We start from the raw sequence: 23,215 nt of genomic DNA, 5'->3' as shown, positions 1-23,215 counted from the left end.
GAATCATATCTTTCTATTGGAATGGTAACTCAATCTCCGCTATCGTCGAACGTCTGGGGACGTCAAGGAACACTGGGCACGAAATGCGGGCGCAATCGGGCTTAACGACCGCACGCCGGCTGTAAATCCTCGCAACATACATGGAGATTGCTTCATCATGGACTACCGTCAACTTGGCCGTTCGGGCCTCAAGGTGTCGACCATCACGCTAGGCACGATGACGATGGGCGGCAAAGGCAAATTCGCGAGCGTCGGCGAGGTTAGCCTCGACGAGGCGCACCGGCAGATCGACATGTGCATCGACGCGGGCGTCAACCTGATCGATACCGCGGACGTCTATTCGAACGGTGCGTCGGAGGAAATCGTCGGCCAGGTGCTCGGCGGCAAGCGCAAAGGCGGCGTGCTGATTGCGACAAAAGCCCGCTTTCCCATGGGTGACGGCCCGAACGACCGGGGTTTGTCGCGGCATCATTTGATAGAGGCCTGCGAGGCGAGCTTGCGCCGCCTCAAGACTGATGTGATCGACCTCTACCAGGTGCACGAATGGGACGGACTCACGCCGCTCGAAGAAACGCTTGAGGCGCTCGACCTGCTTGTCCGGCAGGGCAAGGTCCGGTATGTCGGCTGCTCGAACTACTCAGGCTGGCACCTGATGAAGGCGTTGCATGTGAGCGAACGCGATCGTCTGCCGCGCTTCGTGAGCCAGCAGATCCATTACACGCTCGAAGCACGCGAAGCGGAATACGAACTCGCGCCGATCGCACTCGATCAAGGCCTGGGCATTCTCGTCTGGAGCCCGCTCGCAGGCGGCCTGCTGTCCGGTAAGCACCGCCGCGACGCGACGCCCGAGGGCACGCGTCAGCTCGCGGGCTGGACGGAGCCGCCGATCCGTGACGCCGAACGACTGTGGTCGATTGTCGACACGCTTGTCGAGATCGCCAGCGAGCAGAATGTCTCAGCCGCTCAGGTCGCGCTCGCATGGACACTCGGGCGCCCCGCCGTCACGTCGGTCATCATCGGCGGGCGCAACGAGAAGCAACTGCTCGACAACCTCGGCGCGGCGAATCTCAGGCTGACCGACGAACAGCGCGAGCGGCTCGACAAGGTGAGCGCGCCGCCCCTGCTCTACCCGTACTGGCATCAGGTGCAGACCGCGCACGATCGTCTTTCAGTTGCGGACCTGTCGCTGCTGGGGCCCCATCTCAAGGCGTAGAGGGTGATGCGGCCGAGATCGACCCCCGGCCGCTCTGAAAGATCGCAGGTCATACAGAGATGTCCACCTTGGCCGGATCGCAGTAGTTCTATCGCGAAGTCGACTTGCGCTTGCAGCGACTTCACTTGACCATGGCGCGCCGTCATGAGCCTGCCGTGCAATCAAGCCGATCGATGCCCCTTCACTCCTCGCGTCACGCAATCCGCGATCGACATCGTGCGCTGCCACCGGACCGGTGGCAGCAGCGCCTCGCTCGCATTCACGACGTACACCGAATCATCATGAAAAAACTCAGAACGGCCATCGTCGGTTGCGGAAAGGTAGGTCATTTCCATGCCCGGGCGCTCTCGAACCTCGAGAACTCGGACTTCGTGGCGGTATGCAGCACCTCTCTCGATCGAGCAAAGGCCTTCGGTGAACAATACGGCGTGCGTGCGTTCGATAGCGTCGAAGAGATGGTGGAAGTCGCGCAGGTCGACGTTGTATGCATCTGCACTCCGCATCCTCAGCATGCTCCCGTTGCGATCGCCGCCTTAAAAAGCGGCTGTCACGTTCTCGTAGAGAAGCCCCTCGCTTCTTCGCTCGAAGACTGCGATGCCATTCTTTCATGTGCGGAAGAACACCGGCGTACGGTTGGCGTCGTGTGCCAGCGGCGCTTTTATCCGTCCGCGATGCGAATCAGGCAGGCCATCGATGCGGGCAAGATTGGCCGCCCTGTCATCGGTAACGTCGTCATGCTCGGATGGCGCGACCGCCAGTACTATGAAAGCGATCCCTGGCGTGGCTCGTGGGCTGGCGAAGGAGGCGGCGTGCTCGTGAACCAGGCACCTCACCAGCTCGATCTGCTCCTCTGGTATCTGGGCGATATCGACGAGGTCTACGGAGTGTGGAAGAACGTCAACCACGACTACATCGAAGTCGAAGACACCGCGGTGGCCGTCATCAAGTTCCAAAGCGGCGCGATTGCCAACATTCTGGTCAGCAACTCACAGAATCCTGCTTTGTACGGGAAGGTTCATATTCACGGAGATAACGGCGCGTCGGTCGGCGTGCAGACGGACGGCGGCGCGATGTTCATCGCCGGCGTCTCGACCATCACCGAACCGCCTTACAACGATATCTGGACGATCAAAAGCGAAGAAGGAATGCTCGCCGAGTGGAGAAACGCGGATGCGGAGTATTTCAATTCCGCGGATTCCCTGTACTTCTATCACGAGCAGCAAATAGATGATTTCCTGACTGCCGTCGGCAACTGCACGAAGCCTTTGATCGACGGACTGGACGGCCGGAAGACCGTAGAACTGTTCACAGCTATCTATCGCAGCGCGCAGAAGAATGCGGTTGTAAAACTCCCACTCTGAGCAGGACGACGAATCGCCGGTGTTCCATGCCGGCAATGCATGTTTGGGCGAGCGTCCAGACGGCATCTTGAATGCGAAATCATGAAAACAACAAAGACCCGATATTTCATTATCTTTTTACTGTTTGTAGTCACCGCCATCAACTACATGGATCGTGCGAATCTCTCGATCGCGGGCAGCAGGATCCAGGGGGAATTCGGCCTTTCGCCGACCCAGCTCGGCCTGCTCTTTTCGATGTTCACGTGGACGTATGCGGCCGCCCAGCTTCCCGTCGGGTATCTCCTTGATCGAATCGGATCGAGAGTTCTATACGGCAGTGCAATAGTCATCTGGAGCACATGTACGTTCGCAATGGGCTTTGCATCCCATCATCTTTTCGCGACCCTCGGCGCCTCGTTTGCTGTGCTGCTGGTCTGCCGGGCCCTGATTGGCCTCGCTGAAGCGCCGTCGTATCTCTCGAATACGAAGATCGTCGCGAACTGGTTTCCGAAGAACGAACGCGCACGGGCGACGGCGACCTATATCAGTTCGCAATACATCGGTCTTGCATTGTTCACGCCCGTCCTGACTTTTCTGACGAGCCGTTACGGCTGGCAAATGGTGTTCTATGCAACGGGCGGAGCGGGGATCGTCTTTGGGGTCTACTGGCTGATCGTTTATCGTGACCCAAAAGACAGCAGGAAAACCGGTCAGGCCGAGCTCGACCTTATCAAGGCCGGTGGCGGCTACGGATCTCAGGATCAATCCACGGTCAGCACCGTGGTCGAGAGAGACGGCGTCCTGTACTTCCTCAAGAACAAAACTGTCTGGGGCCTGTTCATCACGCAGTTCGCCTATAACTCGACGCTGATCTTCTTCATGACATGGTTCATCGTCTACCTTGAAAAGGCATTGCATCTCACGCTTTCCAAAGCGGGACTGGGCGCATCCATTCCCTATCTCATGGCGATGGTCGGCATGCTGGTGGGTGGCTTTCTCAGTGACAGCCTCCTGAAAAAGGGTAAATCGGTCACGCTCGCACGCAAGTTGCCGGTGATCGTTGGCCTCGTGTTGACGGCCATGATCGTCACTGTCAATTTTTTCGAGGACCAGCCCGTCATCGCGATCGGGATCCTTTCGCTGGCCTTTTTCGGAAACAACGTCGCGAATCTCGGCTGGGTGGTGTTTACGGACGTCATTCCTCGCAATTTCATCGGTACGATGGGGGGCTTCCTCAATCTGTTCGGCAATCTGTCCGGCATTACTACGCCCATCGTTTTCGGCATGATCCTGCAGCGCACGCATAACTTCCACTATGCGATGTGGTACGTCTCGATCGTCGCCGTTCTGGGCATCCTTTCGTATATTTTCCTCGTCGGCAAAATCGAAATGATCGTGCCGCCGAAGAAGCGGGAGCGGGACGCGTACCGGGTCATGCAGTCGAACTAGGCTCCTATACGAGGACTTACACTGCCCGAGCGTCTGCAGAACTGATTTTGACTTTTGAGGGCTACCCGATCGATCCTTGACCGTTAGCTGCGTTTAATAAGCCGAAGCATAACGCCTCCGAGGTGAGCTTTTGCAGGAGTGATTGAGCGCGAAATGCGGCCGGCTCGATTCGAAGCGCAAGTGAGACGCCAGTGCGCATTCTGGATGGAAAAATCCAGACGATCTCCGCGGAATTTCAGTCGATCGGGGCGTTTTCACACGCCCTCGCCGCCTCGCTGCCGTTCGGATGCAACTTGCGACCGTCCAGTTCCGAGCAAGGAACGGACGCGCTTTAGCCCCAGGAGTCAGGCCGCTGAGCCCGCATGATGCGCAACCAAAGAAAACGCAAACGCCACCTTACGTGATGGCGCCAATCTGCCAAGGCACGAATTCATTCTGGCCGTATCCGTGAATCCCGCTTTTCGCCTGGCCCGACGCGGTGGCAAGCATGAGCTGAAAGATCTCTCCACGACAGCGATCGCGAATCGCGCGCATTGCACGCAATCCTCGATACGCGTTCTGGTTTCATGTTGAACCGCGTGTGGCCAAACGGTGGCATGCACCCGAAGAGGGCCAGTACGCCAACGTTGCTTTACCGGTGAGCTTGAGTCAACATCGCCAACTCCAGCGCTTCTCAGTCGCGTGTGCTGGCCTTGTGCAGTTCGCTGGCCAGAATCACTGCATCGCTGTTAAGTGGGATGAACCGTCCGCGGATTCGGGGACGGTAGACCGGGTCACCCTTGTTGATGTGCTCGCCGGACAGTGCGCAACGCCCCGCCGCGGGAGCGAGGCACGGTGCCCAGATTTGCTCCTCGTAGTTGCAAAACGTCGCGTCGTGCCAGCGCAACGCGAAGAGCGAATTGGACAGCGCCTCCACGACCGTCACAGTATAGGTGCGCACGTCACCACCGTCCGGCTTGCGCGAATTGAGCGGCTCGCCACCCAGGCGGGAGCGACCGGACAGGTCCGGAGAATTCCGCATCGGGTCTGGCGGAGAAAAAAATTGATCGATGACTGCGAGCGTCGTCGCCCACGGGTCTCGAATCTCAGGCGCCGAAGTGAGTCGGTCCGGCCGATGCGATGGAAGATGGGATGAGGACAACGCAGGAAAAGCAGGCGCATGACAAGATTCACTTTCTGACCGGATGTCAGCATTCGTATTGATTTCCACGTTCACGATCGTTTCCTATCCCTGGCAAATAATGAAGCAGCAGTCGAACAACCGTAGAGGTCGAACAACGCCCGACTTGCGGCTACTGGATGCATATGGCTGAGAAGTCGACCGTACGGCGATAAATGGTCCTGCCGAGCCACGGCACGAATGTGTACTCGTTATATGCGTTGCTGCCGATATGAATCCAGCTGCGTAGAACATGTGACACGATGATTCCTTGCTGACGTTGAGAAGGGAATCGGTCGGGCGGCCATCCGAGAGTGCCATGTGGTCGTCGTGCCGAACCGCGAGCTATACGCTGCAATACCAGCGAGCGTGTCGCGTTGAGATAAGAGTAGGTTTAGCCGGAGGGCGCGTCTACTCTACGGTTGGATATGTCGATGCCGCATTAGCGTAACCGCCTTATACGGACGTATAAGCACGGCAAGCAAACTTCACCGAGCTTGCCCCCCTTAAGGCGCGCAAATAGTCTGCAGGAGCGCTCGCGTACGATGGCGCTCAGCAATGACGGCTATCGGGCAGACAGGGCTTGATACCAAGCGATTCCGCCTTGCGAACGAGGTCCGGCATCGAACGCGCGTTCATTTTTCGCATGACTTGTCCACGGTGGACCTTGACCGTGATCTCGCTCAAGTTCATCTCAGAGGCAATCTGCTTGTTCAGCAGACCGGACAGGACAAAGCCCATCACCTCTTTCTCGCGCGGCGAAAGAGACAGGTACGCAGCGCGCAGACCGGATAACGCGGCTTCTGCCGCGAGCCGCGCGTTGTCTCGCGCCAAGGCCTGAGCAACCGCGTCGAGCATGTCCTGGTCTTTGAATGGCTTCGCAAAGAAATCGAGCGCGCCAGCCTTCATCGCCTTCACCCCCATCTCGATGTCTCCATGACCGGTCATGAATACGACGGGAATATGCATACCGCTATTGACGATTTCCTGGTGAAAAGCCATGCCGCTTTTCCCGCGGAGTCGCACGTCCAGGATGAGACAGCTCGGTCCCGCGGAGTGAGGAAACCGGAGAAATTCGTCCGGGGACTCGAACGTTTCCACACGCAAGCCTACGGAGCGCAACAGCAAGTCAAGGGCTCGCCGGATTCCCTCGTCGTCATCGACAACGTAGATGACGGAACCGTCGGTTGCTTCGGGTTCATCCGTCATTCGGCGGGTCGGTCTAGTAGTCATCTGGACACCTCGCGAAGCCGGAATGCAGTCGCACCCCGCTGGTATGCGCCTATTTTACGCCCCACTGTTGCGCGCGTCACCGCATCCCAAACAGCTTGCAGCAAGGCTTCGTTGCCTGGCGCGGATTCACCGATCTCACCCAGAATCCGTTGATTGCTTTCTGAACGATTGTCGCCCCCTGATGGCGTCTTGTCTTACGCTCATCAACTTGCCATTGCTCATGCGCCTCATTGGCGACCGAGTAAACTAGATGTTAAATCGTTGCGGATCACGAAGTGATCACTTTGGCGAAAGCCAACATCATGCGGGCCTACGCCCCATTCAACGACGGGATGCAACGTGCAGGTGTCCGGCCGGATCGCCGGCAGACAAGGGGGGGCAATGATTATCGCGAATTGTCAGACCATTGATCGGGTCTACATGACTGCGGGCTCGACCCTCTACCGTGCCCGCCGCTTGTCGGACGGCATGCCGGTGCTTCTGAAGCTCCTTCCTGAACACGCCAGCGCAACCCAATCCGCTCGTTTTGAACGCGAATACCTGCTCCTTCGAACGTTGGAAGTTGCTGGCATTGCCAAACCGCTTGCCCTGATCGATGACCGCGAACGGCAGGTGTTGGTTCTGGAAGACTTCTCAGGCAAGTCGCTCGAAACCGTTTTGTGCCACGGCCCGCGCCTAGACCTACCTCGCTGTCTGGCGATCGCCCATCACCTGGCCGATGCATTGGCGGGCATCAATATCGCCCATGTCATCCATCGAGATCTGCGACCGGCCAATATTCTGGTCGCGCCAGAAACTGGCCATGTCCTGCTGGTGGATTTCAGCCTCGCGACGACCCAGGAACACACCGTCTCGGTAGAGGACGTTTTCGCATCCGTGGGCGAGTGGGCGTATATGTCCCCCGAGCAAACCGGTCGCATGAATCGTCCCGTAGATTACCGGACCGATTGCTATGCGATGGGCGTGTTGTTTTATCGCATGCTGACAGGTCAGTTGCCGTTCCAGGCGAGCGATCCGCTGGAATGGACGCATTGCCATATCGCCCGTATGCCACCGCCGCCGTGCGACATCGCGCCCGCGGTGCCGCAACCGGTGTCGGACATCGTGATGAAACTGCTGGCCAAACTACCGGAGGATCGTTATCAAAGCATGCGTGGAGTGCAATCCGATCTTGACCGCTGTCTGGCGCAATGGCGCACCTCCGGCCGGATCGAGCCATTCCTGCTCGCCACGGACGACTTGTCGGATCGATTCCAGATTGCACACAGACTGTACGGGCGCGATCAGGAATCAAATACGCTCCTCGGTGTATTCGAATGCATGGCGGCCACCGGCCGGGCGGCGCTTGCCACTGTATCCGGGTACTCAGGCATCGGCAAGTCGTCGCTGGTCGACGCCTTGCGCAAGCCGATTGTCGCGAAGCGTGGGTACTTCATTTCGGGCAAGTTCGATCAGTACCGGCGAGACATTCCCTATGCCACCCTTACGCAGGCGTTTGGCGAACTGGTGCAGCAATTGCTGGCCGAAAGTGCCGCACGCATCGCCGACTGGCGGCAACAACTGCAGGCTGCGGTCGGGGTCAATGGCCAGCTCATTCTCGATGTGCTGCCCAAGGTCGAGTTGATCATTGGCCCGCAAACTCCGGTACCGGCGCTGCCGCCAACGGAGGCTCAAAACCGGCTCCGCCTGGTTTTCCGGCAATTTGTGACAGTGTTCACGAGCAAGGCACACCCGCTGGCCCTCTTCCTGGACGACCTGCAGTGGATCGACGCGGCCAGCCTTGCGCTCGTCGAGCACTTGCTCACCCACCCAGACACCTGTTATCTGCTGCTGATCGGCGCCTATCGCGACAACGAAGTGAGCGGGGCGCATCCGCTTATGAGGAGTCTCGGTGCGATCCATCACAGCGGCACGCCCGTGGTCGACATCCGGCTCGCGCCGTTGTCCGCTACGCATCTGAACCAGTTGGTGGCCGACACGCTGCATGCGCCACCCGCGTCCTGCGAGCCGCTCACCCACCTCATTTGCGAACGCACCGAGAGCAACCCGTTTTTCTTTATCCAGTTCCTGGATGCGCTCCACAAGGAGGGGTTGCTACGGCGTGATGCACAGATCCAGGCATGGCGGTGGGACCTGGACCAGATCAAGGCGAAAGACTTTGCCGACAACGTCGTCGATCTGATGTTGGGCAAGTTACGGCAACTGCCGATCCCGGCACAGGAAGCGCTGCAGCTGGCCGCTTGCCTCGGCAACAAGTTCGACCTGCGGATTCTCGCGCTGGTCAGCGGCCAAGCCAAGGTTGAGCAGCACCTTGCGCCTGCGGTGCGCGAAAATTTGATCTTGCGCACCCACGGCAGCGGCAAGTTCCTGCACGACCGGATCCAGCAAGCGGCTTACTCACTGATTCCCGAAGGACGCCGCTGCGAAGTACACCTGCGCATCGGTCGCGTGCTCCTCTCGAGCATGACGGCCGACGAGCTCGCCGAGCATCTGTTCGACGTGGCGAACCAGTTCAATCGGGGCGCCGCGCTAATCACGGCGCAGGCGGAACGCGAGCGTGTCGCTGAGCTCAATCTTTCCGCTGGCATGCGTGCCAAAACAGCCACGGCTTACGCATCGGCACTGGCCTACTTCACTGCCGGCGACGCACTGGTGGCAGAGGATGGTACGAACCGGCACGATGCGCTCACGTTCTCGCTCGGTTTTCAGCGTGCCGAATGCGAATTCCTGACCGGCTACCTGAGGACGGCGGAACAGCGACTGTCGATGCTGTCACACTGCGCCGCGAACCTCATCGATAAGGCCGTCGTCGCGTGCCTGCGCATGGCACTTTATATGAACGCGGGACAAGCCGACCGTGCCGTTGAAGTGAGCCTCGAATATCTCCGTGCCGTCGGCGTCACGTGGTCGGCGCACCCGCGGAAAGAGGAGGTGCAACAGGAATATGAGCGATTGTGGGAACGGATGGGCAACCGCTCGATCGAGCAACTCCTCGATTTACCTTTGATGACCGATCCCCTCTGCCGCGCCACCCTGGACGTGCTAACTGCCGTCCAGCCACCAGCCCACGCCACCGACATGAACCTGTATTGTCTTATCGCCGGCCGCATGGCGAATCTGAGCCTCGAGCACGGAAACAGCGACGGCTCGGGATTTGCCTATGTCATGCTCGGCGTGACCCTCGGGCCGCAATTCGGCGATTACGGGGCCGGGTTCCGGTTCGGCAGGCTCGGCGTCGATCTGGTCGGGAAGCACGGGATGGATCGCTTCAAAGCTCGCGTCTACGCGTGCTTTGGCGCCTTCATCGTCCCCTGGACGAGGCCCATACGTTTGGGCCGCGACTTCCTGCGGCTCGCCTTTGACGCAGCCAACCAAACCGGCGACCTCACGTTTTCGGGCTATTGCGGCAACAACCTGATCACCAATCTTCTAGGTGCCGGAGATCCGCTCGGCGATGTGCAGCGAGAAGCCGAAAGCGGCCTCGAACTCGCACGCAAAATGCAGTTCGAATTTGTCGCGGACGTCATGACTACGCAACTCAGGCTGATCAACGCACTCCGCGGTCTGACGCCCGACTTCGGCTCCTTCAACGATGCGGCGTTCGACGAAGACCGGTTCGAGCAGCATTTAGGCGCAGATCCGGGGCTGGCACTCGTCGCTTGCTGGTATTGGATTCGCAAGTTGCAAGCGCGTTTCCATGCAGGTGACTACGTTAGCGCCATCGCGGCGGGATCGAATGCCGAGCTGTTGCTGTGGACGTCACCCTTCTGCTTCGAGGCGGCGGAATATCATTTCTATGATGCACTGGCGCGTGCAGCACACTGCGATTCGTTATCGGCTGGCGAACGACCCAGGCATCTCGAGGCGCTGTCCGCTCACCATAGGCAGCTCCAGACGTGGGCGAGCAATTGCCCCGAGAATTTCGCGGACCGCACCGCGCTGATTGCCGCGGAGATTGCCCGACTCGATGGGCACGATTCCGACGCCATGCGGCTGTACGAACAGGCCATTCGATCGGCACGCGAACGCGACTTCGTCCAGAACGAGGCAATTGCTTATGAACGCGCGTCGGCGTTTTACCGGACGCGTGGATTCGAGACATTTGCCGACACATATATGCGAAAGGCACGTGACTGCTTTGCGCGCTGGGGCGCCGACGGCAAGGTCAGGCAGATCGACGAGCGCGCGCCACAACTGCGCGAAGAGCCGGCTTCATCAGTCGCCTCTGCGTTCGGCAACGGCGCGCAACTGGACCTGCGGTCGGTCACGAAAGCCTCGCAGGCCATCTCGGGCCAGATCGTGCTCGAGGATCTGGTCGACACGCTGATGCACATCCTGCTCGAAAATGCGGGAGCTCAGACTTGCCATTTGCTGCTCGCACGCAACGAGAGTCTCGTCCTCGCAGCCGAAGCGAGCGTCGAGCAGCAGACGATCCAGGTACAGCGGCATCTGGGCCGGGCGCTACCCGTACGGGCGTTGCCGGAATCGTCCCTACACGAATCGGTATTGCCCGCGTCCATCACCAATTACGTGCGGCGCTGCCAGGAGCGGGTATTGCTGATGGATGCGATGCAATCGAATCCCTTTGCGGCAGACGACTACTTCGCCCGCCGGCAACCGAAGTCAGTGTTGTGCATGCCGATCATGCGGCGCTCCGCGTTGATCGGCCTGTTGTATCTCGAGAACAACCTGACCACGCATGCGTTCACGCCCGAACGCGTGTCCGTGCTGGAGCTGCTGGCCTCCCAGGCGGCGATCTCGCTGGAGAACGCGCTGCTCTATGCCGATCTGCAGCGGGAGAACAGCGAGCGCAAGCTCGCGGAGGAGGAGCTGCGCAAGCGGGAAGCACGCATCCGGCGACTCGTCGAGTCGAACATCATCGGCGTGTTCTTCTGGAACATGGCGGGTGTCGTCAACGACGCTAACGACGCGTTTCTTCGGATCGTAGGCTATTCGCGACAAGATCTGCTGTCAGGCCAAGTTCAATGGGCCACCATGTCGCCACCGGAATATCACACCGCCGATGAGCAGGCGCTTGAAGAAGTCCGGCAGCGCGGGAGTTGCCAGTCCTATGAGAAGGAATATATCCGCAAGGACGGTCGCCGCGTCCCGGTTCTGCTCGGCGGCGCGCAGATGGAAGGTTCACAGGAACACGGCGTAGGGTTCGTACTCGACCTGACCGAACAGAAGGAGGCGGAGACGGAACTCGCAGCGCGGCGGACTGCGGCCACGCGAGCGGAGGAGCAGTTGCAGGCGCTGCAGGTGGAACTGGCTCATGCAACTCGCGTAACAACGCTTGGGGAATTGAGTGCATCCATCGCCCACGAAGTTGGCCAGCCGCTCGGTGCGATCGTGACCAGTGGCGAAGCCTGCCTGCGATGGCTCGGCCACAGGACGCCGCAGCCGGAAGAAGTGCGGGCCTGCGTGGAGCATATGATCGCCGAAGGCAGGCGCGCGAGCGAAATTGTCCGGCGTATCCGCGCACTCACCACGAAGGCCACCCCGCGGAAGACACAGCTGGAACTCAACGATGTAGTCAACGACGTTGTATCCCTGGTTCAGCGCGAACTTTTGAATCATAGGGTTTCGTTGCGCCTCAAGCTTGCCTCTGACTTGCCTCCGCTGCTCGGCGATCGGGTGCAGCTTCAGCAAGTACTCATCAATCTGGTCATAAACGGTATCCAGGCGATGGCTGACATTGGCGACGATCCACGTGAACTACTGATCGAGTCTCATCGGGATAATGATGGGCACGTGGTCGTCGCTGTACAGGACTCTGGCCCAGGCATCGATCCGGAAGACGCAAATCGGTTGTTCGACGCTTTCTTCACCACGAAGGCCGACGGAATGGGCATGGGATTGTCGATCTGCCGTTCGATCATCGAAGCCCACGGAGGACAGGTGTGGGCGTCCAACAATGCCAGGCACGGGGCCATCTTCCAGCTTAGCCTGCCCTGGATTGGCAGCGGCGCATCCTGAAGGGCGAGCCGGCGCGGCAAACAAGGCAAAAATCGCTAGTGTTAGAGAGCACGATCGAGACGCATCCGGACCGACACTACGCTCATGAACCGTTTATACATTCGTATCATTTCCGCGCGGTGGTTTCCGAGCTACGATTGATTTGAGTCGCATGCCACACGATTCCGTTTGGCACGTTCCGATTCTAGTGTGCCGAGGCCCGTCGCTTGTGTCTTCTCAAATCATTTCCATCGTCGATGACGATGAGGGAGCCCGGGTGGCGACCGCGAGTCTGGTTCGTTCGCTAGGGTGGCAGGCACGAGTGTTTGCATCTGCGGAAGAATTTCTGGAGTCAGAGTTAATCGACGAAACGTCATGCCTGATTTCGGATATACGCATGCCGGGCTTGTCCGGAATCGAAATGCACGACCGTCTGCTGGCCCTCGGATACGCAATTCCGATCATATTCACCACGGGATTCCCGACCGCTTCCCTTGAGGCCAAAATCCAGGCCAGAGGTGCACCCCCTTTCATCGAGAAGCCCGTTGATGCCGCTACTATCGAGCGACTGCTCAATCTCGCGCTGGATTAGCCATAGCGCGTTGCCAGTTCGTCAGAAGACTGCCGTCATGCCGGGCCGCGCAATCCTTGCCGTCACCGCTTCAGTTCCCCTCGCCGTCAGGACGACTTCGGCCCGCATGGCGTCACGCCGGCAGCTATTGCCATTTGAAAAAGAGCTTCATTGCGAAGGACATATTTCATCGCCTTCAGCAATCGCGCAGGTTATACGCTGGTATGGGATTCCTATCCATACGCGCCGGCGTTCGAATCGTTCGTAGAATGGTTTCATGCGCCTCGGACCTGTACATTGTTTTCAAGGCCAATGTGCAAGCGCGATGCGCCCGACATGGTCAGTCTTGTTCATCACTAGTTCGTTCAATCAATACGCGAACCTGCATCCGGTTTCTTGACGATTGAGTTCACCGTGCGTCTCGCGGCTTAGACCGTGGACCCGTTGCGCGATCGTCGCCCATGCTGTCAGCCGGTGGTGGCCGCCGCAATTGCGGCAATCTGAAGAAGGAGCAAACGATGCTGACCATCGTGCTTATTTACATGCTCGGCTTCCTTGTCGTCGTGGCGACTTTGCTTGCCGTGATGATTAAGACCATAGCGCATCCCAATCGTTGAAACGAAGAAATGTCGTACCTATTCACGGCCGTTATCCGCATCCCCGGGATTTCACCACGTACATTTTCGATGTTGTGGAGGTCGTCATGTTCATCCCATCCGATCAGATAACACTCCCTTCTTCCCACGAACTCGACCTGTGCGCATGGGCGAAAGCCGTGTACGAGAAAGCCATCGAAGAGGGCTTCATTCGCGCGCTTTGGGAACCGGACGATACGATCGTCCGCCGATTGCAGGCTTACTTCCACACTGGCCTGTCGCCTGCCGAAGCTGTGAGCGCGTGCTTCTGTCTGAACCACTGATACAAAACCCCCCGAGTTCATCAGCACGTGGCCGATCCGCGTGGACTGCGGCGCGCGCACAGCTTCATTGGCGAACTGACACGGCACGGCAATCCCGATTCCCTTCGTTGGCAATGCGCTAACGGAACTGTCCGAGCGCATGACGCGCGGCGTACGCCAGGCAAATGGAACGATGGCACCGGAGCCCATGTTTGATGTGAAACACGTTGCAGAATCTGTCGGTTACATCGCCAGCCTTGAGGCTGTTCCAGTCATGTAACGGGCCTCGTCCTCGCGTTGCTGGGCATGCACAAACGACCTATTACCGCGGCGGATGGCGAACTCCCGTACACGACAATTTCATTTAAAAATTCACGTAAGTGTCTGAAATATAAGAAGTTGTGTCCAAAAAATCCACTGTGTGAAAAGCCGCCTGAGCGGCGTTATTGACGCGATACCTTTGTTGCCAGCCGCGAAGCTCCATTGCTAACCGGTCTTACGGCCGGTATTTGCCGGCCATTCGCGGGTGCGCACAGCGCACGCCGACACCATACTCAGCAACTCCGAGGAAAGCGAAATTGGATCAGCGTAAGTTAGGACATACAGGTATCAGCGTCGCGCCATTTGCTTTGGGCGGGAATGTTTTCGGGTGGACTGCCGACGAAACCACTTCGTTCAGCATTCTGGACGCCTTTTCGTCGTCGGGTTTCAACCTCATCGATACGGCCGACGTCTATGCGAACTGGATTCCAGGGCTAAAGGGCGGCGAGTCCGAGACGATCCTCGGCAAATGGCTAGCCCGCAGCGGCAAGCGGGACAAGATCGTGCTTGCTACCAAGGTGGGCATGGAGATGGGACCGGGCCAAAATGGGTTGTCGAAACGATACATCATCGAGGCCGTTGAGGCGTCATTGCGGCGGCTGAACACGGACTACATCGATCTCTACCAGTCGCATGAGGACGATCGCGGGACACCGCTCGAGGAAACCCTCGACACGTACGATCGCCTGATCAAGCAAGGCAAGGTGCGAGCCATCGGTGCTTCGAACTATTCGGCGGCGCGACTCGAAGAGAGTCTCCAGGTCAGCAGCAGCAAAGGCCTGCCTGCATATCAGACGCTCCAGCCGCACTACAACCTTTACGATCGGGCCGAATTCGAAAGTGTTGCTCGGGGTGTTTGCGAGAAGTACAACGTCGGCGTGCTCTCGTACTTTTCATTGGCCAACGGCTTCCTGACGGGCAAGTACCGCACGTCCGGGGACCTGGGTAGCAGCGCGCGCAGCGATGCGGTCAAGCCCTACATGAACGCGCGAGGCATGCGCATTCTCGCGGCACTGGACGAAGTTGGACAGGGTCTGCGCAAGACACCCGCACAGATCGCGCTGGCCTGGTTGATCGCGCAGCCAACGGTTGCTGCACCGATTGCCAGCGCCACCTCGCTCCGTCAACTGGACGACCTGATGGCCGCCGCACATGTGCGCCTGCCTTCCGAGGCCATTGCGATGCTCAGCAAGGCTAGTGACTAGTACGCAGAACTGTTCGAATCGGGCACACGACGTGGAACTGTCGGGCATCCGTTCGGCACGGCTCGGGTCGGGCCCAGAATTGCGCCCTCGGGTTCGCCGCTTTAAAGCCGTCGTGAACACGTGGACATTTCGTGTGTCACGCGTTCCGACGGCGATCGACACCTATGATGATCACCGTATTGCGATGTGTTTTTCGCTAGTGGGCCTAGGTGGCGTGCCAGTGGGCATCATTGAATCAGGATGCGTCGGCAAGACATTACCCGACTATTTCAAGTACTTTACAAAAATCGCAAATAAGGCCTGAGCCGCAACTCGCTCACCACCACGTTCGCCGTGGTCTATTCCCCCCTTCCGCGACGCTCCGCATCACAAGAGCCGGTCTGACCGTAAGCTCCGGGTTGTGTAGATGTTGAGCCCGATACGCCGCTGGCCCGCACGCAGCATAAACGACTTGTTACGGTGCACTCCTCGCTTCCAAATGGTGAGGTGCGCCGAAACCGTGCACCATTGCCACACCGTATCAAAAGCGATTGACCACGAAAGGTGATCGCCCGGCTGTCTGCACCAAGCCAAACATTGGCACGTAACTTGCGACTCCAGGACCTCCCGAAGTATGCACATCATCGCGATGAGAGTACGCGCTCCCTTCCGCTGACAGGAGGTCTCAAAAAATGCAACGAGGATCACAGACTCGACGTAAGAGTGAGGTCAATGTACATAGCATCGTTCGCGAGGATAAAAGCTCCGTTCAGGTTTTGCTGCGTGCGCTTTCGCTGCTTGAAATCCTTGCCGAAGATGATCAGGGTTACAGATTAATTGATCTGTCGGAACGAACCGGCCTGCCGGCATCGACCGTACACCGATTGTTGACCACACTGGAGCAGAAGCGCTTTGTCTGCTTTCAACGCGACAGGGCATTATGGTATATCGGTGCGCAGTGTTTCTCGGTCGGGGCTGTGTTCGGAGGGCGCCGCCACTTGACCGAACTGGCTACTCCAGCGATGCGCCGCCTGCGCGACGTCAGCGGCGAAACCGTCCAGCTGGGCTGTGTTGATGAACACGACATGCTGTTACTGTTGCAAATGCAAAGTCGCGAGATGATGCACGCGTCGTCCAGACCCGGAAATCGGACTCCGTTAGCATGCACGGCGATGGGCAAAGCCGTTCTCGCTGCGATGTCAGACACGGAAATTGCATCGTTCGTCCAACGCGGTGGTTTACAACGGCTCACCCGCCAATCGATTGCCCGCCCGACAGCACTGCATAGTGAATTGCAGGAAGTACGCCGTGTGGGCTATGCCATAGATAATGAAGAGACCTCTATGGGCGTGCGCTGCGTAGCTGCGCCCATTTTTGATGAATTGTCGATACCCGTAGCTGCCCTTAGCGTGGTGGGTTCGACGCTGCGTGTGACGATGCAGCGCATGGAAGAACTCGGCCAGAACACGATACTTGCGGCGCGAGAAATCACGGCCGCCTTTGGTGGCAGGCAGCCAGCCGACGCCGTGTTGTCTTCGTCGGGGCTGCCCGCTAGTGCGCGTTAAAACACGTGCTGTAGACCAGCACGCAGTGCGACCTGCCGGTTCGTGCTGGAGGCGTTAAAGCCTGTGATCTGCGCCTGCTGGGCGTCGCCCACCGCAAGTTGATACACCGCCAGCGCATACACCGTGGTCCGCGCCGAGAGAGCATAGCTCGAAAACAGATTGAACTGATGGTAACGCGGATGCTGCCCCGTGGCGTCCACCTTGCCCGTCACATAGCCATAGTCGGCAGCAACTAGCGCCGCGGGTGTGATCTGCCAGCCTGCGCCGGCTTCGGCCGTACCGAAGCTGACATCCTGGCCGTCGCTACCGTCCTTGAACACCACACCCGACACATTGCCAAGCATCTTGAGCTTGCCGATCGTGTAAGCAGCCCCAAGTGCCGCAATCTTCTGGCTCGTCGCCGCAGCAACATAGTTGCCGTAGATCACGTTGGTAAAGGTGGGTGTGTTCTGGTTGCCCTGCACCGCGGTCTCAGGATTGCGAATGTCGAGATAGGCACCCCCGATATGCAGCGGACCGCCGTCATAGCCCGCAGCCACGCTCCAGACCTGGTTCTCGCCATACTGTCCCGGCACCCCGCCCAGGCTGTACATGCCAGAGAACCGGAAGCCGCCGTAGTCGGTGCTGGCGAACTTGATGCTACGGTCGACCACGAAGCTATTGTTAATGTTGTCGACGTCCTCCGCGTGCGAGAAGTACGCACCGCCCCAAGTCCCGTTGGCCGCCAGCGGCTGCACATAGTCGACTACCAGGTCATACTGGCGCCCGAGAGTCAGGGTGCCGAATTTACCGGCCAGACCCATGAATGCTTGCCGTCCAAACTCTCTCCCGCCCTGACCCAGCTCGCCCGTGTTCAGGTCGAAGCCATTTTCCAGCGTAAAGATCGTCTTCAGACCTCCGCCGAGATCTTCCACACCGGTGAGTCCCCAGCGGCTGCCGGTGGGCATACCGCTGACGGCCTGAAGACTGCTTTTGCCGCCCTGATTGTTGGCGTAGGACAGTCCATCGTCCGCGGCTCCATATAAGGTGACACTGCTTTGCGCGTGTGCAATGCCGGTGCTCAATCCCAGCAATGCGATCATGTGAAACGACGCTTTCGACAACAGATGTTTCATGATTGAGGCTCCAGGTGAGAAGTTTTTGATGACTTTAAAGTCCTCCTAAGTTATCTCGCCAGAACTACCGCAATAGAGCAATTCTGCGCCGTGGAACAGCATCGATAAGGCTTTTAAAAACAGCGACATAGAAGAACAATCCGACGAAATACCAGACATCGGAGACAGGCTTTTCGGGTGTGCCACCTGGTATCCTTCACGTTCTTCCCGATCGCTCTACTCACTAGTAGACCAAAATAAAAAAGCCGGGGATAACCCCGGCTCGTTTGTCTTCACTCGCTGTGCTCTTTCAATCAAAGGCCTTCACTCTTCAATACCTTTTGTTCGATGGGGCCGAAGATCGAATGCCCTCCACTGTCCAGCATCTCAATGCGAATCGTCTCGCCAAACTGCAAGTACCGAGTATGCGGTGTGCCGGCGTCTGCGGTTTCGAGCGCACGCCTCTCGATGATCGTGGCCGAACCCGCATCCCGTTGCGAGTTCGAGAACGTGCCGGAGCCAACGATCGTGCCCGCTCTCAGATTGCGCCGGCGCGCCGCGTGCTCGATCAGCATCGGAAAAGTGAAGTGCATGGCTTCGCCACCCGGATGGCCGAACCACTCGCCGTTGCGCGATACCCGCATGGGCAATTCGATGCGCCCGTCGCGCCACGCGTTACCGAGTTCGTCCGGCGTGACCGCAACCGGTGCGAAACTGGTCACGCCCTTCGCATTGATGAAACCGAACCCGCCCGCACTTTCGCGAGGCGCATACGCTCGCAAGCTGATGTCGTTGAGCAGCATCACCAGCTTGATATGCTTCTGCGCGTCCTGCGCGGGAACCCCCATTGGCACATCGTCGAGCACCACGGCGGCCTCGCCCTCGAAGTCGATTTCGTCACTTTCGGCAGGCAGGTGCACCGGGTCATGCGCGCCAATGAAGTCATCTGACGCACCCTGGTACATCAACGGAAATGCCGGCAGTGCGACTGGTGCCGAAGCGTTGCTAGCACCGTTGATAACCCGCATGTGATTCGGAAATCCCGAGCCATCCAGCCATTGATAGGCGCGCGGCAGCGGCGCAGTGCAAGCGTGTGCGTCGAAGGCAGCGGCATTTTCCAACTGCCCCTCGTTGAGCTGCCGGTACAGCAAATCAAGGACGGGGGCCGCGTCACTCCATCGATCCAGAGCGGACTGCAGCGTCGGCGCGGCCGCCCCGGCTACCACCGCGCGTTGCAGATCGCGCGACACCACGAGCAGCGTGCCGTCTCGGCCGCCGGCCTTTAGCGAAGCGAGTTTCATACAGATCCCGGGAAGAGTCGGAGATTATCGAAGCTGACCATCACGCAGCCGGTCATTTGGCGTTGCCTGAACTGGTTGCAGCGCCTGCGGCTCGGGAGAAGCGACCAAGGACGTCAAAGCCCGCGGTGAACGCCGGCCGCTTCAGGTAACGCCCTGCCCCGCCCCTGGCTCGTAACTCGCCCTGCTTGAAGACGAGTTCGCCGCGGGATATCGTGTGGGTCGGAATGCCCGTTACCGTCCGCCCCTCGAATACGTTGAAGTCGCTCTTGCCAAACTGCGTTTTCGCCGAGAGCGTTTTGGTGCCCTTCGGATCCCATACCACCAGGTCCGCGTCGGCGCCCACGGCAATCAGTCCCTTGCGCGGGTAGAGATTGAACATCTGTGCGGCATTGGTCGAAGTGATCTTGACGAACTCGCTCGGGCTCAGGCCGCGTTGGTTCACACCCTCGTCCCACACCGCGAGCATGCGCTCTTCGACACCGCCGCAGCCGTTTGGTATTTTCGTAAAATCGCCGAGACCAGCAGCCTTTTGCGCCGTGCAAAAGGAGCAATGGTCGGTGGCAGTGGTTTGCAACGTCCCGCTTTGCAGTGCTTTCCAAAGCGCCGTCTGGTGCTCCGGCGCACGAAACGGAGGGCTCATCACATGACCTGCGGCAAATGTGAAGTCGGGATTGCGATAGGCCGCATCGTCCACGCACAAATGACCCGCCAGCGCTTCGCCAAACACTTTCTGCCCGCGTGCTCGGGCCCGCGCGATCGCATCCACACCGTCGCTGCTCGAGACGTGCACGATATACACCGGCACATCGAACACTTTCGCGATGGCAATGGCGCGCTCAGCGGCTTCACCTTCAAGCACGGGCGGCCGCGATAGAGGATGGCCCTCGGGGCCGGTGATGCCGCTTGCCAGCAGCTTTTGCTGCAGCACGAACACCATCTCGCCGAATTCCGCGTGCACGGTAGGCATTGCGCCGAGTTCAAGGCAGCGCTGGAAGCTATTGGCGAGGACACCATCGTCAGCCATGATGCTGTCCTTGTAGGCCATGAAATGCTTGAAACTGTTGACTCCCTCGTCGCGGACGAGCGTACCCATATCGTCATGCACGCTCTGGTCCCACCAGGTCACCGCCACGTGAAACGTGTAGTCACACGCGGCTTTGGTAGCCCAATCTCGCCAGGTCCGGTAAGCCTCCATCAGGGGTTGCTGCTGACTGGGTATGACGAAATCGATGATGGTGGTAGTGCCTCCCGCAAGGCCCGCTGCTGTGCCGGTGTAGAAGTCGTCCATGGTAACGAACCCCATGAACGGCATCTGCATGTGGGTGTGCGGGTCGATGCCGCCCGGCATCACGTACTGCCCGCCTGCGTCGACGATCTCGGCGCCGGCGGGCGCATCGAGGTCGGGCCCGACGGCAGCGATGACCCCATCGACGCACAGCACGTCGGACTTGAACGCGCGATCATGATTGATAACCGTGCCGCCACGGATGACTGTTGCTTGCATGACGCTCTCCAGGTGTGGTTACTGCCGCCCCGAGCCTGCCAATGGCAAGTTCATCGGGCGGAACTCTCTCGAACCGGAAACGGCAGGGCGTTCAGCGCCGACTGTTCTCCGGCATGTGCCAGAGATCGAAAATAGCTGCTCATATCTGCAACGCGAAGGAAATCCCGGGCGTCGGAATGGACATAAAAAACCGTTTGTAAACCGTGCGTTAGCGCTTCCAGGCGGTGGAATCTCAAGCACCCCGCGCGGCCGGTTCGAAAGACGGACAGCGGCGACAGAAAAGCAAAAGGGGCCACGTGGCCCCTTTGACTCCTGTGTAGCATCCGCACGCTTGCCGCAACACCCGGCCGCGATCGCCGTGAACGTCAGTCGACAACCGCCGTGGCCATGATCTCCACGAGCGTGCCTTCTATCGCTAGCCGTGATTCCACGGTCGCACGCGCCGGCGGACATTGCGGATCGATCCAACTCTCATAGACCTCGTTCATGGCATCGAAGTCGCGCATGTCGTCGAGCCAGATGTTGATGCGAACCACTTTTGATTTTGACGTAGCGGCTTTGGCCAGCAAGTCGTCGATTTGCGCCAGCACGTCGGCGGCCTGCGCCCGGACGTCGCCCGGGGTCACTACATTGGCAGTAAAGCCCGAGAGGAATGCAAATCCGTTGGCGATCACGACCTTGCTCAAGCGTTTGCCGGAATCGATGCGTTCAATCATGTCGTACCTTGAAGTAGCTGGGGGTTGAAAACGACTGCGTTAAGCGACGCGCCGGCGTGGCTGGGCTCCCGGGGTCCACACGAGCAACCTCGACGCCAGCCAGTTGAACAGCGCGTAACTGATCGATGCGTAGACAACGATCACGAGCGCGATCAGGAACATGCGATCCACATAGCCGAACTGGCTCGCATACTCGATTATGTAACCGATGCCGGACTGGGCGCCGAGATACTCGGCCCCAAGCACGGCCGCCCAGGCGGTGCCCAGACTGAGCAGGATAGAAGAACGAAGTTCGGGCAGGATCGCGGGAATGATCACCGTGCGGTACAGGCGCAAGCGAGAGGCGCCGAGCGTGCGTGCATAGTCGATATACAACTGCGGCACATTGCCCACAGCGTTGACGACCCCCGCAAAGAAGATCACGCCGACTCCATAGGCGACGAAGAGAACTTTGCCAGCGAAGTAAGTACCGAACCACAATTCGAACAGCGGCACCATTGCAAGAAGAGGCAAGGTCCGCAAGAACTGCAAGGGCAAGTTCACCAGCCGGCGCGACCAGTTTGACCACGACACCGCGAGTCCAAGGGCCGCGCCGCCCAACGCACCGCACGCGAACCCGGTATAGAGGCGCAGCATGGTGTCCCAGGAATGCAGCAGTACCGCGAGCGCGGCGGCTGTGTAGCTGCGCGGTGCACCTTCGGCCACCGACGGCACACCAAGCCCGCCGGGCCAGTAATCGGACAGCGACTGGAACGTGTGCGTGAATAGCACCTGCCAGCCAGGCACCAACGGCTCACCCGGTGCGGCCTCGGCAATATAGATGAGTGACAGCACCTGCCAGCCGCCCGCCATGGCAAGCAGGACAAGTACGGAGACAGCCAGTTGGCCGCCACGCGAAAGTTGACGATTCATGCATGGCTCCGCTCAAGGCCGAGATGATTCAGCAAGGTATGCCGGGTATGCACGAGATCTGCCCGCAACAGGCTGTCGGTATTGCGCGGACGTGGCGCGGCAACCGCGAGGTCGTCCACCAGTCGGCCGCCACGCAACACCAGGATGCGGTCGGCCAGCAGCAATGCCTCATCGACGTCGTGGGTGACGAAAATCACCGTGCGGCGATGGCCGCTTCCGGTCGTCTCACCCCACAACGTGAGTAGCACCTCCTGCAACTGCCGACGCGTCACGTAGTCGAGTGCGCCGAATGGTTCGTCGAGCATTAGCACATTCGCTCCGTTGGCGAAGACCGTCGCGATCGCCACCCGCTTGAGCATACCGCCCGACAGCTCACGTGGCCATGCACGACTGACGTGGCTCAAGCCCACTCGTTCGAGGTAATGTTCGGCAATCTCGCGGCGCTTCCCATTCGCAACACCAGCGCACTTCAGTCCGTACTCCACGTTGTCGATTACGCGCAGCCACGGAAACACGCTGTCTTTCTGGAACACGACGCCGCGCTCAGGTGCCGGCTGGGTCACGCGTTTATTGCCTACCTCCAACGTGCCGTCGGTGGCCGCGAGCAAGCCCGACATGACTTGCAGCAAGGTACTTTTGCCGCAGCCCGACGGGCCCACCAGACATACGAACTGGCCCTCCGGGATGGTGAAGCTGACCGAAGCGAGCGCATTCACCAGTTGCCCGTCGGCGCGCCTGAAGCGCTGTGACACGTTGTTGGCCGTGATCGTCGAGCCATCAATAAGCGAAGACATTTC

General features: G+C 59.2%; 16 protein-coding genes and 2 pseudogenes. 10 read left to right on the top strand and 8 right to left on the bottom strand.

The features are described from left to right. Window positions 1-157 precede the first annotated feature (157 nt). From P3T25_RS32640 to P3T25_RS32630, 3 genes are all read left to right on the top strand, one after another. Window positions 158-1,213, top strand: a complete 1,056-nt coding sequence (locus P3T25_RS32640; RefSeq protein WP_429361050.1) for an aldo/keto reductase — start codon at window positions 158-160, stop codon at window positions 1,211-1,213. Between the two features lie 281 nt (window positions 1,214-1,494). Continuing rightward, complete coding sequence (locus P3T25_RS32635) at window positions 1,495-2,574, top strand: Gfo/Idh/MocA family protein (protein ID WP_429361048.1); 1,080 nt, start codon at window positions 1,495-1,497, stop codon at window positions 2,572-2,574. 81 nt (window positions 2,575-2,655) lie between these two features. Beyond that, window positions 2,656-4,002 (top strand): MFS transporter, encoded by a 1,347-nt coding sequence (locus P3T25_RS32630; protein ID WP_429361046.1) that lies wholly within the window; start codon window positions 2,656-2,658, stop codon window positions 4,000-4,002. Window positions 4,003-4,675: 673 nt separating this feature from the next. Here P3T25_RS32630 and P3T25_RS32625 read toward each other — a convergent pair. After that, the gene (locus P3T25_RS32625) at window positions 4,676-5,218 is read right to left on the bottom strand and encodes a DUF3331 domain-containing protein (RefSeq protein WP_408518809.1); all 543 of its coding nucleotides are present in this window, start codon (window positions 5,216-5,218) and stop codon (window positions 4,676-4,678) included. A 495-nt stretch (window positions 5,219-5,713) separates the two neighbouring features. Beyond that, complete coding sequence (locus tag P3T25_RS32620) at window positions 5,714-6,394, bottom strand: response regulator transcription factor (protein WP_429361043.1); 681 nt, start codon at window positions 6,392-6,394, stop codon at window positions 5,714-5,716. Window positions 6,395-6,775: 381 nt separating this feature from the next. On the opposite strand from P3T25_RS32620, the gene P3T25_RS32615 reads away from it, so the two are divergent. The 7 genes and pseudogenes from P3T25_RS32615 to P3T25_RS32585 all read left to right on the top strand — a co-directional run bounded on the left by P3T25_RS32615 (window position 6,776) and on the right by P3T25_RS32585 (window position 16,891). Next, on the top strand, window positions 6,776-12,373 hold the full coding sequence (locus P3T25_RS32615) for a trifunctional serine/threonine-protein kinase/ATP-binding protein/sensor histidine kinase (protein WP_429361041.1): 5,598 nt from the start codon (window positions 6,776-6,778) through the stop codon (window positions 12,371-12,373). Between the two features lie 208 nt (window positions 12,374-12,581). Continuing rightward, complete coding sequence (locus P3T25_RS32610; RefSeq protein WP_429361039.1) at window positions 12,582-12,944, top strand: response regulator transcription factor; 363 nt, start codon at window positions 12,582-12,584, stop codon at window positions 12,942-12,944. Window positions 12,945-13,626: 682 nt separating this feature from the next. Further along, complete coding sequence (locus P3T25_RS32605; RefSeq protein WP_429361037.1) at window positions 13,627-13,842, top strand: hypothetical protein; 216 nt, start codon at window positions 13,627-13,629, stop codon at window positions 13,840-13,842. Window positions 13,843-13,948: 106 nt separating this feature from the next. Further along, window positions 13,949-14,080 (top strand): annotated as a pseudogene (locus P3T25_RS32600) (3-oxoacyl-ACP reductase); the annotation flags it as partial. A 319-nt stretch (window positions 14,081-14,399) separates the two neighbouring features. Next, on the top strand, window positions 14,400-15,347 hold the full coding sequence (locus tag P3T25_RS32595; RefSeq protein ID WP_429361035.1) for an aldo/keto reductase: 948 nt from the start codon (window positions 14,400-14,402) through the stop codon (window positions 15,345-15,347). 151 nt (window positions 15,348-15,498) lie between these two features. Then, window positions 15,499-15,651, top strand: a pseudogene (locus P3T25_RS32590) (3-phosphoshikimate 1-carboxyvinyltransferase); the annotation flags it as partial. A gap of 367 nt (window positions 15,652-16,018) precedes the next feature. Then, on the top strand, window positions 16,019-16,891 hold the full coding sequence (locus P3T25_RS32585) for an IclR family transcriptional regulator (protein ID WP_429361033.1): 873 nt from the start codon (window positions 16,019-16,021) through the stop codon (window positions 16,889-16,891). Here P3T25_RS32585 and P3T25_RS32580 read toward each other — a convergent pair. The 6 genes from P3T25_RS32580 to P3T25_RS32555 form a co-directional block, all read right to left on the bottom strand. After that, entirely contained in the window at window positions 16,888-18,006 is a 1,119-nt protein-coding gene (locus P3T25_RS32580; protein ID WP_429361031.1) for a porin, read from the bottom strand. The genes P3T25_RS32585 and P3T25_RS32580 overlap by 4 nt on opposite strands. Window positions 18,007-18,299: 293 nt before the next feature. After that, window positions 18,300-19,286, bottom strand: coding sequence for a fumarylacetoacetate hydrolase family protein (locus P3T25_RS32575; protein WP_429361029.1), 987 nt, complete (start codon window positions 19,284-19,286; stop codon window positions 18,300-18,302). Between the two features lie 52 nt (window positions 19,287-19,338). After that, on the bottom strand, window positions 19,339-20,790 hold the full coding sequence (hydA, locus tag P3T25_RS32570) for a dihydropyrimidinase (RefSeq protein WP_429361027.1): 1,452 nt from the start codon (window positions 20,788-20,790) through the stop codon (window positions 19,339-19,341). Between the two features lie 365 nt (window positions 20,791-21,155). After that, window positions 21,156-21,506 carry a RidA family protein gene (locus P3T25_RS32565; RefSeq protein ID WP_429361025.1) on the bottom strand — a complete coding sequence of 117 codons (351 nt, stop codon included), beginning with the start codon at window positions 21,504-21,506 and terminating at the stop codon, window positions 21,156-21,158. A gap of 39 nt (window positions 21,507-21,545) precedes the next feature. Beyond that, on the bottom strand, window positions 21,546-22,418 hold the full coding sequence (locus tag P3T25_RS32560) for an ABC transporter permease (protein WP_429361023.1): 873 nt from the start codon (window positions 22,416-22,418) through the stop codon (window positions 21,546-21,548). Beyond that, window positions 22,415-23,212: an ABC transporter ATP-binding protein gene (locus tag P3T25_RS32555; protein WP_429361021.1), complete on the bottom strand. Its 798-nt coding sequence runs from the start codon at window positions 23,210-23,212 to the stop codon at window positions 22,415-22,417. The genes P3T25_RS32560 and P3T25_RS32555 overlap by 4 nt, the downstream gene beginning before the upstream one ends. Window positions 23,213-23,215: the final 3 nt, after the last annotated feature.

It is taken from the genome of Paraburkholderia sp. GAS32, assembly GCF_050434225.1.
In the GTDB taxonomy this organism is placed as follows: domain Bacteria; phylum Pseudomonadota; class Gammaproteobacteria; order Burkholderiales; family Burkholderiaceae; genus Paraburkholderia; species Paraburkholderia madseniana.
This window is presented reverse-complemented; position numbering and strand designations above follow the sequence as displayed.